Here is a 14,682-nt window from a genome sequence, read left to right as displayed (position 1 = left end):
CCATCCCGAACTCGGCCGTGAAACCAGACAGCGCCGATGGTACTATTGCTCAAGCAATGGAAGAGTAGGTCGCCGCCAGGCATTGAAGCCGGTGTGTGTCGCTGCGGAAACAGGAAAAACCCATTCACATGTCCCCCGTTCTGCCTCCTCGCGAGGCAACAAGCTTTGGCGCGGGGTGGAGCAGCCCGGTAGCTCGTCAGGCTCATAACCTGAAGGCCGCAGGTTCAAATCCTGCCCCCGCAACCAATCACACATATACCAAACCGCTTCAGGACATCCTGGGGCGGTTTTTTGGTGCTGCCGCGAACCCATGCCTCACCAATCGTTCTGCGCCTGGGGAGGAGACGGTGGCCGGCGGCGGGCGCAACAGAAAGGCCCCCGAGAAGCGGATCCCCGGGAGCCTTGGTCTGGACCGGGAGGCGGATCAGCCGTCGACGTTGCGCCGGAAGGTTTCGGGCAGGAAGATCAACCCGAAGACCAAGGTCGCGGCGGCCACTACCACGGGATACCAGAAGCCGTGATAGATGTTGCCGTTGGCCGCGACCATTGCGAAGCCGATCGCCGGCAGCAGCCCGCCCAGCCAGCCATTGCCGATATGATAGGGCAGCGACATCGAGGTGTAGCGGATGCGGCTGGGGAACAGCTCCACCAGCATCGCTGCGATCGGGCCATAGACCATGGTGACCAGCAGCACGAGGTAGAAGAGCAGCGCCACCACCAGCGGCTTGTTCATCGCCGCCGGATCGGCCTTGGCTGGATAGCCGACCTTGGCGAGCTCGCCGGTGACGGCGGGCTTTGCCGGATCGCTGCCCTTGGCGGGCACGGCCGGCGCGCCGACCACCTGGGCAGTGAAGGCGGCGATCGCCTTTTTCCGCGCATCGCCGGTCACCTTACGCGGATCGGGGGCGGGGAAATGCTTGCCGCCGATGGTGATGGTGGCGAGCGTGCCCGGGGCGGCCTTCACATTCTCATAGTTCACGCCGGCCTTGGCGAGCGCGTTCTTGACGATGTCGCAGCTCGTAGTGTCGAACTTGTTCTGGCCGACCGGATCGAACTGCGACGAGCATTCGCCCGGATCGGCGGTGACGGTCACGGGGGCCGAGGCCAGCGCGCGGGCCAGCGCCGGATTGGCGGCGTTGGTGAGCGCGTGGAACACCGGGAACAGGGTGAGCGTCGCGAGCGCGCAGCCGGTGAGGATGATCGGCTTGCGGCCGATCTTGTCGGACAGCCAGCCGAAGAACAGGAAGAAGGGGGTCGCCAGCACGAGCGCGGTGATCGCGAGCATGTTGGCGGTGAGGCCGTCGACCTTGAGCATCTTTTCGAGGAAGAACAACGCGTAGAGCTGGCCGGTGTACCAGATCACTGCCTGGCCGGCGATCGCGCCGAAAAAGGCGATGAGCACGATCCGCAGGTTCTTCCACTGGCCGAAGGCTTCGGTGAGCGGGGCCTTGGAGGCGGTGCCTTCGGCCTTCATCTTCTTGAACACCGGGGATTCGTGCAGCTTCAGCCGCAGCCACAGGCCTAGGGCGAGGAACAGGCCGGAGAGGAGATAGGGCACACGCCAGCCCCAGGCCTTGAACGCTTCCTCGCCCACGCCGGTGACCGGTGAGCGGACGGTGATGACGATCAGCAGCGCCATGGCGAGGCCCGCGGTGGCGGTGATCTGGATCCAGCTGGTGTAGAAGCCGCGCTTCCCTTCCGGCGCGTGCTCGGCGACATAGGTCGCGGCGCCGCCATATTCGCCGCCCAGCGCGAGGCCCTGGAACATGCGGAGCACCACCAGCAGGATCGGCGCCGCGACGCCGGCCGTCTTGTAGGTGGGCAGGCAGCCGACCAGGAAGGTGGAGAGGCCCATCACCAGCAGGGTGATGATGAAGGTGTAGCGCCGCCCGACCATGTCGCCGATCCGCCCGAAGACCAGCGCGCCGAACGGTCGCACGATGAAGCCGGCCGCGAACACAAGCAGCGCCATGATGAACGAGGTGGTGGGGTTGAGCCCGGTGAGGAACTGCGCGGCGATGATCGTCGTCAGTAGCCCGTAGAGATAGAAGTCATACCATTCGAAGACGGTGCCGAGCGAACTTGCGGTGATCACCAGTTTCTCGCTTCGGGTCGCCTCGTGATGCCGTGGCAAGGCATCGTCATGGCGGGTGGCCATTGCATTCTCTCCTCGTTCGGCGGTTCCGTGCCGCCCGTTGTTCGGACGGTTCGATTCAGAACCCGTATTCCGCGGCGCATCCGAAACCCGCTAGCCTTCGCCGGGCTCGAATCCGATGCGCGATCGACATTCTTGACCGGTAGAGGGCGCAGGCTCACAGCAACCTGCGGCACGCTGATCGTTCACGGCGATACTGGCAAGCGGCAGCACGCTTGCATAGCCGACTCGTTGGAAGGGGCCGACCAGCTTCGCGCGCTAGGTGCGGCGTCACAGAGAATGTGCGTCTGAGGATGCGCTGGGCGTCCTGACGCCCCAGGGGGCGGCGCAAGCGCCGCCCCCTGAGAACGTCTTCAGCAGCAGCGAGTCAGAGCCGCAGGTTGGTCCGAGCAAGGTCGACCAGTTCGCCGGCGCGGCCGTCGAGCACCGCGCGCAGCGTGAACAGCCCGAACTTGTGTACCTCTTCCAGCGTGATCGTCGGCGGCATGATCAGCTCCTGGCGGGCGCTGACCACGTCGAGCAGCGCGGGGCCCTCATGCGCAAGCAGCGCCTGCACCGCCTCGCGCAGTTCCTGCGGGCGTTCGACGCGGATGCCCTCCACCCCCATCGCCTCCGCCATCGCGGCGAAGCTCGGGTTGGTGAGACCGACGCCCTCGGGCAGAAAGCCCTGGGCGCGCATCTCGAGCTCGACAAAGCCGAGCGTGCCGTTGTTCAGCACCACCACCTTCACCGGCAGCCCGGTCTGGATCAGCGTGACGAACTCGCCCATCATCATCGCAAAGCCGCCATCGCCGGAGAAGGAGATGACCTGCCGCCCGGGATAGGTCGCCTGCGCGCCGATCGCCTGCGGCATCGCGTTGGCCATCGAGCCATGGTTGAACGAGCCGATCAGCCGCCGCTTGCCGTTCATCGCCAGATAGCGCGCCGACCAGGCGACCGGCGTGCCGACGTCGCAGGTGAAGATGGCGTCGTCCGCGGCTTCCTCGCTCAGCACGCGGGCGAGATATTGCGGGTGGATCTTGGGGGTATCGGGTCCGCTTTCGGCCAGCGCATCCAGCTGCGCGCGCGCCTTGCGATAATCGGCAAGCGCCGCGTCGAGGTGGGCAGAATCGGTCTTTTCCGTGATCTGCGGCAGCAGCGCGTCCAGCGTGTCCTTCACCGTGCCGATCACGCCCAGTTCGACCGGTGCGCGGTTGCCCAGCGCCTCGGGTCGCAAATCGACCTGGAGGATGCGCGCGTCTTTTGGGTAGAATTGGCGGTACGGGAAATCGGTGCCGAGCAGCAGCAGCGTGTCGCACGACAGCATCGCCTTGTAGCCCGAGGCGAAGCCGATCAGCCCGGTCATCCCGACATCATAGGGGTTGTCATATTCGATGAAGGTCTTGCCGCGCAGCGTATGGACGATCGGCGCCTGCAGCTTGCGCGCGAGCGCGACCACCTCGTCATGCGCGCCCTCGCAGCCGGCACCGCACAGCATCGTCACCCGGCGGCCGCCGTTGAGCAGATCGGCGAGCCGCTGGAGATCGGCGTCGGCGGGGTGGACGATCGGCTTGGGCGGCACCAGCATCCCCGGCACGTCCTGATTCAGCGCCTGCAGCGCGATGTCGCCGGGCAGCACGACGACCGCGACGCCGCGCTTGGCAACCGCTACCCGGATCGCGCGCAGCAGCACCTGGGGCAGCTGCGACGGGTGCGAGACCAGCTCGACATAATGGCTGCAGTCCTTGAACAGGGTCTGCGGGTGGGTTTCCTGGAAATAGTCGGTGCCGATCTCGCTGCTCGGGATGTGCGCGGCGATGGCGAGTACCGGCGCACCGCTGCGATGCGCGTCGAACAGGCCGTTGATCAGGTGGAGATTGCCCGGGCCGCAGCTGCCAGCGCACACCGCGAGCTCCCCGGTCAGCTGGGCTTCGGCAGCGGCGGAAAAGGCGCCGCCTTCCTCGTTGCGGACATGCACCCACTCGATCGTGCCTTGCCGCCGCAGCGAGTCGGTGAAGCCGTTGAGGCTGTCCCCGACCACGCCGTAGATGCGCTTCACCCCTGCCTGGGTGAGCACGTCCGTCATATAGTCCGCCGCCGTCTTGCCCATGTGCGATCCTTTCCTGAGAGTTTGGTGCGGAACGCGTTCAGGCGTTGTAGTCCCGCAGGATCTTGAGGTCGGTGACCGTATAGGCCATGCCGAAACGGAAGCCGCGGCCGACGCGCAGCGGCGCCAGGCGGTGCATTTCCTCGCCGGCGACTTCCGGGATCGAGAGCTCGGCCGAGCCGGCCCAGAGCTGGACGATCGAGGCATCGTCGGTCACCGACAGGACGAGTTCGTTGACCGGCGGCTTGACGTCCGGGGCGCCGGCGAGCTGCGGGAAATAGCGGCGCATCACCGTCGGGCGGTTGAACACCTCGCGGGGATCCGCGATCGGCGCCTCCAGCTGGACGCGCGCGGTGCCGAGCCGCTCGCCATGCGCCGAGATGCTGGCGCCGAAGCGGCTGCCGGGCGCCAGCGGCGCGGCGGCCGGGCTGGGGGCGGCGAAGGTGCGGGTCTGGAACACCGAGGCGAGCCGCTTGGGGAAGCCCTGGGTCCAGCCGCGGGCGATCGCCGAGTCATTGTCGACGAAGATGAAGGGGCAGTAGTTGATGGCCATGCCTTCGAAGCGCGCTTCGATCAGCAGGAAGGCTTCGCGATACTGGTAGCGCGCGGGATCGGTGATCTCGTCGTTGGAGCCGGTGAACTGCCAGTCGAGGAAGCAGAACATCGCACGGCCGTTCGATTCCGCATCGAGCTCGACACCGTCCGGCAGGAATTCGGCCATGGCGGCGGTGTCGCCCCAATATTCGACGGCCATGCAGTCGCTGGAATAATACCAGGGCGGCGCGGTGACGAGCGACGACTTTCCGGTGGGCGTCAGCGGAACCGTGAAGCCTTTCAGCATCGGGAATACCTTTCCTTGCAGAGCCATTTGGGCGTTGAAGACAATATGTACGGCCGCATTCCTGATGCGCGCCGCGTCCCCTCCAGCCGACCCCGGGAGATCTAGCTCGGGCCGAGCCCGTGCTGAATCACACTTCTGTATGTGGTCGGCCGAGCGGGAGGTTAGCGGGGCAGGGCCGTCGCGTTCTCCGACCACCCGCCGCCGAGCGCCTGGTAGAGCGACACCGCCGCGGCCAGCCGCTGGGCGCGCAGCTGGACCACGGACAGGTCGGTGCCGAGCAGCGTGCGTTCGGCATCGATCTGGTCGAGATAGGGGGCGTAGCCCTCGCGGTAGCGCTTGGTCGCGAGCGTGAGCAGCGCCTGGGTGGAGATGCGCTCGCGCAGCACCAGCTGTTCCTGGCTGCCGGTCTTGTCGATCGCGGCCAGCGCGTCTTCGACTTCGCGGAAGGCCTTCAGCGCGGCGGCGCGATAGGCGAAGGCGGCCTCGTCGCGCTGTGCGGCGGCGCCGCTCTGCTGCGCGCGCAGCCGCCCGCCGTCGACCAGCTGCTGGAACACCGAGCCGCCGAGCGAGAACACGCTGATCGGATTGTCGAGCAGCAGCGACGAGGCGACATAGCCGCCGTCGCCGTTCAGCTTGACGCTGGGCAGGAACGCCGCGCGGGCCGCATCGAGCGAGCGATCTGCGGCGACGAGTTGCTGCTCGGCGGCGGCAACGTCCGGCCGTCGGCGCAGCAGTGCCGCCGGGAGCACCGGCGCGGGGCCCGGCAGCTGGAGTGCCTCCAGTGCCGCGCCGCGCGGGATGGCCCCGGGCGCAGTCCCGAGCAGCAGTGACAGGCCGTCCTCCTGCTGGCGGATCGCCAGCTCGGTGGCGGGGATGAGCTGGGCGGTTTCGTCGCGCTGGGCCTCGGCCTGGCGGAGCTCGAGCGCGGTCGAATAGCCGGCATCGCTGCGGCGCCGAGCGAGGCGCAGCGCGTCCTCGCGGGCGACGAGCGTCGCCTGGAGCACGCGCAGCCGGGCATCGAGCGCGCGTAGCTGGATATAGCCCGACGCCGCGGCCGCCGCGACGGCGAGCCGCACCGACTCCCGGGCATCTTCGCTGGCGAGCAACGCCGCGCGCGCGGTGCCGGAGCTGGCGCGCAGCCGCCCGAACAGGTCGAGATCATAGGCGATGCTCACCACGCCCTGGCCGGCCCAGGCCTGGACGGCATGGCCGAACGGATTGACATAGCGCTCGCGCATGCCGCCACCGGCCAGCGCGACATTCGGCAACTGCTGCGACGTGGCGAGCTGGAGCCGCGCACGCGCTTCCTCCACCCGCACCGCCGCAATCGCGACATCGGTATTGTTGGCCAGCGCCTGGCGGACAATGTCGCTGAGCACCGGATCGCCGAAGCCGCTCCACCATGCGGGATCGACCTGGTCCGCCGCGGTCGCGATACCGTCGCGCCAGCCAGCCGGTGCGGCGATGGCGGCGGCCTGGGGCGGCTGCGGGCGCGGCCCTGCACAGGCCCCCGCGGCAAGGGCGAGCAGCAGCGGCCAACGCTTCACCGGCGGGTCTCCACGCCCGTCTCGACCGACATGCCGGGCCGCAGCCGCGCCGCCAGCGCCTGCCCGCCATCGACTATCATACGGAGGTTTCGTCCATTGGTGGTCGGTGCTGCGGGAACTGGAGCCACCTCCACGAAGGTAGCCGCCGGACTTTCGATCTCCTTCGAACGGGCAAGCACTCGTACCAGGGGCTCACCGACCGTGCACGGTCAGGACCGTAAGCCCGGCGTGCCCGACCCTCAGCTCACTCCCAGCGCGGACGCGCACCGCGGCGCCACTCTCGAATGTGCCTGGGGTCGTCAACAAGGGGCGATGTGCGCATGTCCCGATACTGCAAGTTACCGCAGACGTTGAGGCGCAAGGGCTCGGCGCATGGCCCCTGAAGCGGGTCTCGCGCGTTCAGGCTTGATGGAAGTGACGATAGAAATCCTGCAGCAGCAGATGGACGAGGCCGTAGCCGCGCTGGATTTCGAGACGGCCGGACGGTGCCGCGACATGATCAACGCCATGCGCGGCGGCGCGACTGCTGCAGAGGCGGAAGCGGCCAATTTCGCTGGACTGACGCGTCAGGCGCCGGGCGCGATGGGCCTTGGAACGAGCCAGCAGAAGCTGACTCCGCCAGCAGGTTGGCGCGCCCCGCCCAAGCCGGACACTATGACCGCAGGTCGCTCAAGACGCGGCCGCGCGTCCAAATCTTGAACCGACCTGCCGCAGCAGGGCGACTGCGGCCGCCCCGCTCTTTGCGTCAATCGACCCAGTCGAGCCCGATCTCGCGGTAGAGGCCGCGATCCTCTTCCCATTTCGGATTGACCTTGACGTGCAGGTAGAGGTGCACCGGCACGCCGAGCAGCTTTGCGAGCTCGGCGCGCGCACGGCTGCCGATTTCCTTGAGCCGCTGGCCCCCCTTGCCCAGCACGATCGCGCGCTGGGTATCGCGCGCGACGAGGATCTGCTGGTGGATCTCGACCGAGCCGTCCTCGCGCTCGCTATATTTCTCGGTCTCGACCGCGCTGGCATAGGGCAGCTCGGCATGGAGCTGGAGGTAGAGCTGCTCGCGGGTCACTTCGGCGGCGAGCATGCGATCGGTCGCGTCGGAGACTTGGTCCTCGGGGAAATGCCATTCGCCCTGGGGCATCGCGCCGGCGAGCGCCGCCTTGAGGCCGGGGACGCCATCGCCGGTCTGGGCGGAGACGAAATAGGTCTCGTCGAACGCCAGCGCCTCGTTGAGCTTGGCGGCGTGGCCAAGCAGGCGCGGCTTGTCCGCGATGTCGACCTTGTTGAGGATCAGGATCTTGCGCCCCTTGCGGCCGCGCAGGCTGTCGATCACGGCATGGACCTTGGCGCCGATGCCGCCCTTGCCGTCGACCACCAGCGCGACGAGGTCGGCGCCGTCGGTGCCGTCCCAGGCGGCGGCGACCATCGCGCGATCGAGCCGACGCTCGGGCTCGAAGATGCCTGGCGTGTCGACCAAGATGATCTGGGTGTCGCCCTCGATGGCGATGCCCATCACGCGGGCGCGGGTGGTCTGCGCCTTGGGGCTGACGATGGCGACCTTCTGGCCGACCAGGGCATTGACCAGCGTCGACTTGCCGGCGTTGGGCGCGCCGAGGATCGCGACGACGCCGCAGGATTGGGTGGTGGTGAATTCGGTCATGGGTTCCGGTTGTACTAGGGAATGGGGTGTGGGGCGAGGGGGAAGCCCTACTTAAGCCCCTCCTCCTGGGAGGAGGGGTTGGGGGTGGAGGGATTCCAGAACGTAGCGTGGTCTCGGTGAGACCCTGCCCCACCCCAAACCGCTCCCCTGAAGGGGAGGGGCTTAAGAAGAGCCCAGCTTCGCCAGCAGCGCTGCGGCCGCAGCGGTTTCGGCTTCCTGCTTGTTGCTGCCCTCGGCGCTGGCTTCGGCCAGCTTGCCGATCGACACCTTTACCGTGAAGCGCGGTGCGTGGTTCGGGCCGGAGCGGTCGACGATCTCATATTCGGGCGGGCGACGATTGCGTGCCGCCGCCCATTCCTGGAGCGCCGACTTGGGGTGCTTGGGCGCCTTGGCATGTTCGTCGATGCGCTCGCCCCAGGCGCCGCGGACGAACTTCCGCGCGGCATCGAGCCCGGATTCGCGATAATAAGCGCCGATCAGCGCCTCCATCACGTCGCCCAGCACATTGTCGCTGTCTGCCGCGCCGTCGTCGCGTGCCTGCTTTCCGAGGCGGAGGTGCGGCACAACGCCCAGTTCGCGCGCGACATCGGCGCAGACCGGGCCGGTGACCAGCGAGTTCAACCGACGCGAAAGCGCGCCCTCCGGCTCCTCCGGAAACCGCTCGAACAGCCATTCGGCGACGATCAGCCCGAGCACCCGGTCGCCGAGAAATTCGAGCCGCTGGTAATTGCCGGCGGCCTGGCTGCCATGGGTCAGCGCGCGCTGAAAGCTGGGCAGATCTTTGGCGGGGCGGCCGAAGGTCTTTGCGACCCAGCCGCCCAGATCGGGGACGCTCAGAAGCCTTCTCCGATCCGGCTCCACCGCGCCGCGGTGAACCAGGTCCAGGGCAGCAGCCAGTTGGCGCCGCCATCCGTGGACCAGAAGTTCACCACCGCCTTGCCCTCGATATTCTCGATCGGCACGAAGCCGATGCCCGAGCCATAGGGCGGCTGCTGGAAGCGGCTGTCGGTGGAATTGTCGCGATTGTCGCCCATCAGGAACACATGGCCGGCGGGGACGGTGTACACCTGGGTGTTGTCCTGCGGCAGATTGTCCTGGTCGAGCACGTTATACTGCTTGCCGTTGGGCAGCGTCTCGCGGAACTGCGGGATGCGGCAGATCGGCGCACCCTTGGCGTCGGCGGTCTGGAACTGGGTCGGGCAGTGGGTGAAGTTCGGGGTGATCGGCAGCACGAAATCGGCGATGCGCTGCTTGGGCACCGGCTTGCCGTTCAGGATCACCTGGCCGTTGACCATCTCGATCGTGTCGCCCGGCAGGCCGATGACGCGCTTGATCCAGTCCTCGCCTCCATGGTTCGGCGCCTTGAACACCACCACGTCGCCGCGGGCGGGATCGCGCGGCAGGATGCGGCCCGGGATCAGCGGCAGGCTCCACGGCAGCGAGTGCTTGGAATAGCCATAGTTCCACTTGGTGATGAACAGATAGTCGCCGATCAGCAGCCGCGGCAGCATCGACTCGCTCGGAATGCTGAACGGCGAGAAGATGAAGCTGCGCACGATGAACACGATCAGCGCCAGCTTGAGCAGGAAGGTGGCGAGGTCCCGCCACTCCGACTTCGGCTTTTCCGGCTTTGCGACAGGTGCTTGCCCGTTTTCGGGGCGCGAGGCGACGGGTTCGGTGGAGGCGGGCGTTTCCATGGGCACTGCTCTGCTAGGGCGCGGCGGGGAGGTCAAGCGGCGGAATGAGGCTGGAATGGGCCGGTGCGGGACGATAGGGGAGCCCTGCCACCAAGGAGATGAACATGGCCTTGCCCGACTGGACGCCGATCCAAGCCCTTCCCACCACGAAGCTGACCGACCTGTTCGCTGCCGACGCCGATCGGCTGTCGCGGCTGAGCGTCGATGTCGCCGGCATCCATTTCGACTGGTCCAAGACGCACCTGACGCCCGAGGCCGTGTCGGCCTTCGCCGCGCTGGCGCAGCAGATGGATTTCGCCGCCAAGCGTGACGCGCTGTTCGCGGGCGAGGTGGTCAACGTCACCGAAGGCCGCGCCGCCGAGCATACCGCCGAGCGCTATGAAGGCGCCCCCGAAAGCGTCGCCCGTGCGCGTTCGCAGCACGAGCGGATGCGCGCGCTGATCGACGCGATCGAGGCCGAGGCGCTGGGGCCGATCCGCCACATCCTTCATATCGGAATCGGCGGCTCGGCGCTGGGGCCGGACCTGCTGGTCGACGCGCTGGGCCGAGACATGGACCGCTACGACGTGGCGATCGTCTCCAATGTCGACGGCGTGGCGCTGGAAGACGCGATGGACGCCTTTGATCCGCAGGCGACGCTGCTGGTGATCGCCAGCAAGACCTTCACCACGACCGAGACCATGCTCAACGCCCAGAGCGCGCTGGCTTGGATGGCCGAGGGCGGCGTCGAGGATCCCTATGGCCAGGTGGTGGCGCTGACCGCTTCGCCCGACAAGGCGGTGGAGTGGGGCGTCGATGAGACGCGCGTGCTGCCCTTCTTCGAGAGCGTCGGCGGGCGCTATTCGCTGTGGTCTTCGATCGGCTTCCCGGCGGCGCTGGCGCTAGGCTGGGACGCGTTCGCGGAACTGCTCGAAGGCGCGGCCGAAATGGATCGCCACTTCCGCCTGACCGATCTCTCGCAGAACGCCCCCGCGCTCGCGGCGTTCGCCGACCTCTACTACAGCCAGGCGCGCGGCTGCGAGACCCGCGCGACCTTTGCCTATGACGAGCGGCTGAAGCTGCTGCCGAGCTATCTCCAGCAGCTGGAGATGGAATCGAACGGCAAGCGCGTCACGGCGCAGGGCGAGGTGGTGACCTACCCGACCTCGGCGATCACCTGGGGCGGCGTCGGCACCGATGCGCAGCATGCGGTGTTCCAGCTGCTCCACCAGGGTACGCATCTGGTGCCGCTCGAATTCGTCGGCGTGATCGAGGCAGGCGACGCGCTCGCGCCCGAGCATCACCGCCAGCTGCTGCTCAACATGTTCGCCCAGGGCGCGGCGCTGATGGCCGGCAAGGGGCATGAAGACCCCGCGCGCAGCTATCCGGGCGATCGTCCGTCGTCGACGCTGCTGCTCGACGCCGTCGACCCGCGCACGCTGGGCGCGCTGATCGCCTTCTACGAGCACCGCGTGTTCGTGAATGCAGTACTGCTCGGCATCAACCCGTTCGACCAGTTTGGCGTAGAGCTGGGCAAGGAAATGGCCAAGGCGGCCGACAAGGGCGGGCTCGATTTCGACCCCTCCACCAACGATCTGATCCAAAGGGCATTTGGCGCATGAGCGATGACGAGTATGTGTTTGACGAGGCGAGCGGGGAGTGGATCCCCGCCGCCGAGGCTGCTGCCAAGGCAGCGGCCGCCGACACGGTGGAAGTGCGCGACTCGGTCGGCAACCTGCTGCAGGACGGCGACCAGGTGACGCTGATCAAGGACCTCACCGTCAAGGGCGCGGGCCAGACGCTTAAGCGCGGCACGCTGATCAAGTCGATCCGCCTGACCGGCGACGCGCAGGAAATCGACTGCAAGTTCGATGGCATCAAGGGCCTGGTCCTGCGCGCGGAGTTCGTCCGCAAGCGGTGAGGGCTGGAGGCGGCGGCCCTTGTTTTCGGGCGCCGCACCCTATCTTTGCCTCGACCCCTTCTCCCGGCCTTCCGTGCCGGCGCATCTCCGGAGTGACCCATGTCCGACTATGACTTCGACCTGTTCGTGATCGGCGCAGGCTCCGGCGGCACCCGCGCCTCGCGCATGTCGGCGGCGTACGGCGCGAAGGTTGCGGTGGCGGAGGAGTATCGCGTGGGCGGCACCTGCGTGATCCGCGGCTGCGTGCCCAAGAAGCTGCTGATCTTCGGCGCGCATTTTGCCGAGGATTTGAAGGACGCGCGGCGCTTCGGCTGGGACGTGCCCGACTGCCACTTCCACTGGCCGACGCTGCGCGACAACGTCCTCGCCGATGTCGACCGGCTCAACGGCCTCTATACCCAGGGGCTGGAGAATAACGGCGTCGAGATCTTCCACGAGCGCGCCACCATCACCGGCCCGAACGAAGTCACGCTGGCGAGCGGCAAGGTGGTCAGCGCCAAGACGATCCTGATCGCCACTGGCGCGCATCCGCACGTGCCGAGCTTCCCCGGCAGCGAGCACGGCATCACCTCCAACGAGGTCTTCCATCTGGAGACGCTGCCCAAGCGTGTACTGATCGCCGGCGGCGGCTATATTGCCAACGAGTTCGCCGGCATCTTCAACGAGTTCGGCTCGAAGGTGACGCTGGTCAACCGCACCGACGTGATCCTGCGCGGCTATGATGCGCAGGTCCGCGACCGGCTGCTCCAGATCTCGATGACCAAGGGCATCGAGTTCCGCTTCTTCGCCGAGTTCGAGAAGATCGAGAAGCAGGCGGACGGCAGCCTGCTCGTCTCGATGAGCGGGCATGATCCGATCGAGGTGGATTGCGTGCTGTTCGCCACGGGCCGCGTGCCCAACACCAGGGGGCTGGGCCTCGAGACGGTGGGCGTCGAGCTCAACGAGCGCGGCGCGGTGAAGGTCGATGCGGACAATCGCAGCACGGTCGAGAGCATCTATGCCGTGGGCGACGTGACCGATCGTGTGCAGCTGACGCCGGTGGCGATCCGCGAGGGCCAAGCCTTTGCCGACACGCTGTTCGGCGGCAAGCCGCACCAGGTCGATTATCACTGCATCCCGAGCGCGGTGTTCAGCCACCCGCCGATCGCCTCGGTGGGGATGACCGAGGGCGAGGCGCGCAACAAGCTGGGCTCGGTGAAGGTCTACACCTCCGACTTCCGCGCGATGAAGAACGTCCTCGCCGGGCGCCACGAACGCGCACTGTACAAGATGATCTGTGACGGCGTCACCGGCAAGGTCGTCGGCCTGCACATGATCGGCCCGGACGCGCCCGAGATCCTGCAGGCCGCCGCGGTGGCGGTGAAGGCGGGGCTGACCAAGGACGCGTTCGACGCCACGGTCGCGCTGCACCCGACCATGGCCGAGGAACTGGTGCTGCTGAAGTAAGGGATGCGCGCCTCCCCAAGGGGAGGCGCTTCCCTCAGGCCTCGTGGCGCAGGATCGCGTCGCCCGAGACCTGCTGCGCGCCTGCCTTGCGCGACAGCCAGATCGTCGTCGCAAGGTCCCAGGTGACGTTGCCGACGGTGCGCATGATGTCCGGCAGCGTCTCGACGGCGACGAGCAGCCCCAGCGGCGTTATCGGCGCACCGATCGTCGCAGCGACCGGCGAGATCGCGCTGACATAGCTAACCGTGCCGGGCAGGCTGACCGAACCCAGCGAGGTCAGCATCGCGACGACCGCACCGACGAGCAGCGTCGTCGGGTGGAGCGGCACGCCGAACCACTCGGCGACGTAGATGGCCACGGCGAAGTTCATCGCCGGACCCGTCGAGCGGAAGATCGCCACCGCCAGCGGCATGGTGACGCCCGAGACCGCAACCGGTACGCCGACCTCCTCGGCGCCCTCGATCATCACCGGCAGCGTTGCCAGCGACGACTGGGTGCTGAGCGCCACCGCCTGGCTGGGCAATGCCGCGCGGAACATGCGGCCGAGGCCTATCCGGCCACCAAGCACGGCGGCCGGATAGGCGAATAGCGTGATCACCAGCCCCACCGCCGAGACGATCAGGATATAGTGGAGCAGCGCGCCGAACGCGCCGGTACCCGCCTTGGCGCCGACGACCAGCGCCAGTGCGAACACGCCGACGGGGCCGATCCACAGCACCCAGTCGATCACCACCAGCATCACGTCGCGCACCGCGACGAAGAAGTTGGTGAGCAGCGCGCGCGATTCCGCCGCGACCCGGGTGATCGCGAAGGCGAAGACCAGCGAGAAGATGATCAGCGACAGGAAGGCGTTTTCGGCTGCCGCCTTGACGATGTTCGCGGGAATGATCGCAGCGAGGAACTCGCCCAGCGGCGGCACCGGGCCGATCTTTTCGGCGCCGGTCAGCGCCGCGCGCAGGCTGGCAGCGGATTCCTGCGGCAGCGGCGCGATCTTGAGGAACAGCGGGGTCAGCAGCGCGGCGAGCAGTGCCGAGCAGAACAGCAGCACGACGTAAAGCGCGATCGCCCGGCCGGCGAGCCGACCGGCAGCGGCGGCTTCGGCCGTCGCGGTCACGCCGGTGATCAGCAGTGCCACGACCAGCGGCACGATCGTCATCTGCAGGCCGTTGAGCCATGCCTGGCCGACCGGCTGCGCCCAGCCGGCGACGGTAAGGCCCAGCTGCGGTGAAGTGGCCGCCAGCGCGGCCCCGATCGCCAGCCCAATCAACAAGGAAAGAAGAATACGGGTAGGTTGCGACATGCTCGCCCTTTGAGATTTTCGCCGCTATCACAGCACGCACACAACGCCACAAGGGC

General features: G+C 67.5%; 12 protein-coding genes, 1 tRNA gene and 1 rRNA gene. 6 read left to right on the top strand and 8 right to left on the bottom strand.

The features are described from left to right. Together rrf and ABIC35_RS20725 are read left to right on the top strand one after the other, a co-directional pair. Nucleotides 1–81 (top strand): 5S ribosomal RNA (gene rrf, locus ABIC35_RS21735); the annotation flags it as partial. 88 nt (nt 82–169) lie between these two features. Beyond that, nucleotides 170–246, top strand: a tRNA-Met gene (locus ABIC35_RS20725). A gap of 178 nt (nt 247–424) precedes the next feature. Here the strand turns inward: ABIC35_RS20725 and ABIC35_RS20720 are convergent. From ABIC35_RS20720 to ABIC35_RS20705, 4 genes are all read right to left on the bottom strand, one after another. Continuing rightward, nucleotides 425–2,158 (bottom strand): MFS transporter, encoded by a 1,734-nt coding sequence (locus tag ABIC35_RS20720; protein ID WP_121071945.1) that lies wholly within the window; start codon nt 2,156–2,158, stop codon nt 425–427. Nucleotides 2,159–2,522: 364 nt separating this feature from the next. Next, nucleotides 2,523–4,244: a ubiquinone-dependent pyruvate dehydrogenase gene (gene poxB, locus ABIC35_RS20715; protein ID WP_121071943.1), complete on the bottom strand. Its 1,722-nt coding sequence runs from the start codon at nt 4,242–4,244 to the stop codon at nt 2,523–2,525. A 37-nt stretch (nt 4,245–4,281) separates the two neighbouring features. Continuing rightward, nucleotides 4,282–5,082, bottom strand: coding sequence for an acetoacetate decarboxylase family protein (locus ABIC35_RS20710; protein ID WP_121071941.1), 801 nt, complete (start codon nt 5,080–5,082; stop codon nt 4,282–4,284). A 161-nt stretch (nt 5,083–5,243) separates the two neighbouring features. Next, on the bottom strand, nt 5,244–6,629 hold the full coding sequence (locus ABIC35_RS20705; RefSeq protein ID WP_121071939.1) for an efflux transporter outer membrane subunit: 1,386 nt from the start codon (nt 6,627–6,629) through the stop codon (nt 5,244–5,246). 408 nt (nt 6,630–7,037) lie between these two features. Here ABIC35_RS20705 and ABIC35_RS20700 point away from each other — a divergent pair, with 408 nt between their 5' ends. Next, complete coding sequence (locus ABIC35_RS20700) at nt 7,038–7,328, top strand: UvrB/UvrC motif-containing protein (protein WP_121071937.1); 291 nt, start codon at nt 7,038–7,040, stop codon at nt 7,326–7,328. A gap of 46 nt (nt 7,329–7,374) precedes the next feature. Here the strand turns inward: ABIC35_RS20700 and era are convergent, their stop codons facing one another. The 3 genes from era to lepB all read right to left on the bottom strand — a co-directional run bounded on the left by era (nt 7,375) and on the right by lepB (nt 9,980). Next, the gene (gene era / locus ABIC35_RS20695; protein WP_121071935.1) at nt 7,375–8,283 is read right to left on the bottom strand and encodes a GTPase Era; all 909 of its coding nucleotides are present in this window, start codon (nt 8,281–8,283) and stop codon (nt 7,375–7,377) included. A 162-nt stretch (nt 8,284–8,445) separates the two neighbouring features. Beyond that, nucleotides 8,446–9,144: a ribonuclease III gene (rnc, locus tag ABIC35_RS20690; protein WP_436286793.1), complete on the bottom strand. Its 699-nt coding sequence runs from the start codon at nt 9,142–9,144 to the stop codon at nt 8,446–8,448. Further along, the gene (lepB, locus tag ABIC35_RS20685) at nt 9,117–9,980 is read right to left on the bottom strand and encodes a signal peptidase I (RefSeq protein WP_121071933.1); all 864 of its coding nucleotides are present in this window, start codon (nt 9,978–9,980) and stop codon (nt 9,117–9,119) included. The genes rnc and lepB overlap by 28 nt, the downstream gene beginning before the upstream one ends. A gap of 104 nt (nt 9,981–10,084) precedes the next feature. Here lepB and pgi point away from each other — a divergent pair, with 104 nt between their 5' ends. From pgi to gorA, 3 genes are all read left to right on the top strand, one after another. Beyond that, a complete protein-coding gene (gene pgi, locus ABIC35_RS20680; protein ID WP_121078915.1) occupies nt 10,085–11,581 on the top strand; it encodes a glucose-6-phosphate isomerase in 1,497 nt (498 codons plus the stop codon). Next, nucleotides 11,578–11,880 (top strand): alkylphosphonate utilization protein, encoded by a 303-nt coding sequence (locus ABIC35_RS20675; protein WP_121071931.1) that lies wholly within the window; start codon nt 11,578–11,580, stop codon nt 11,878–11,880. The genes pgi and ABIC35_RS20675 overlap by 4 nt, the downstream gene beginning before the upstream one ends. 99 nt (nt 11,881–11,979) lie before the next feature. Then, a complete protein-coding gene (gene gorA, locus ABIC35_RS20670; RefSeq protein WP_121071929.1) occupies nt 11,980–13,326 on the top strand; it encodes a glutathione-disulfide reductase in 1,347 nt (448 codons plus the stop codon). Between the two features lie 34 nt (nt 13,327–13,360). Here the strand turns inward: gorA and ABIC35_RS20665 are convergent, their stop codons facing one another. Continuing rightward, the gene (locus ABIC35_RS20665; RefSeq protein WP_121071927.1) at nt 13,361–14,626 is read right to left on the bottom strand and encodes a dicarboxylate/amino acid:cation symporter; all 1,266 of its coding nucleotides are present in this window, start codon (nt 14,624–14,626) and stop codon (nt 13,361–13,363) included. Nucleotides 14,627–14,682 lie beyond the last annotated feature (56 nt).

Origin of the sequence: Sphingomonas trueperi, from assembly GCF_040545965.1 — a bacterium.
Classification (GTDB): Bacteria; Pseudomonadota; Alphaproteobacteria; order Sphingomonadales; family Sphingomonadaceae; genus Sphingomonas; species Sphingomonas trueperi_C.
Note: the sequence above shows the minus strand (reverse complement) of the source record. Positions and strands in the feature narration are given on the sequence as shown.

Bases quoted from the DNA above. Each gene is read 5' to 3' on its own strand.
- ABIC35_RS20720 (WP_121071945.1), bottom strand. From the start codon at position 2,158: ATGGCCACCCGCCATGACGATGCCTTGCCACGGCATCACGAGGCGACC.
- poxB (WP_121071943.1), bottom strand. From the start codon at position 4,244: ATGGGCAAGACGGCGGCGGACTATATGACGGACGTGCTCACCCAGGCA.
- ABIC35_RS20710 (WP_121071941.1), bottom strand. From the start codon at position 5,082: ATGCTGAAAGGCTTCACGGTTCCGCTGACGCCCACCGGAAAGTCGTCG.
- ABIC35_RS20700 (WP_121071937.1), top strand. From the start codon at position 7,038: ATGGAAGTGACGATAGAAATCCTGCAGCAGCAGATGGACGAGGCCGTA.
- era (WP_121071935.1), bottom strand. From the start codon at position 8,283: ATGACCGAATTCACCACCACCCAATCCTGCGGCGTCGTCGCGATCCTC.
- lepB (WP_121071933.1), bottom strand. From the start codon at position 9,980: ATGGAAACGCCCGCCTCCACCGAACCCGTCGCCTCGCGCCCCGAAAAC.
- pgi (WP_121078915.1), top strand. From the start codon at position 10,085: ATGGCCTTGCCCGACTGGACGCCGATCCAAGCCCTTCCCACCACGAAG.
- ABIC35_RS20675 (WP_121071931.1), top strand. From the start codon at position 11,578: ATGAGCGATGACGAGTATGTGTTTGACGAGGCGAGCGGGGAGTGGATC.
- gorA (WP_121071929.1), top strand. From the start codon at position 11,980: ATGTCCGACTATGACTTCGACCTGTTCGTGATCGGCGCAGGCTCCGGC.
- ABIC35_RS20665 (WP_121071927.1), bottom strand. From the start codon at position 14,626: ATGTCGCAACCTACCCGTATTCTTCTTTCCTTGTTGATTGGGCTGGCG.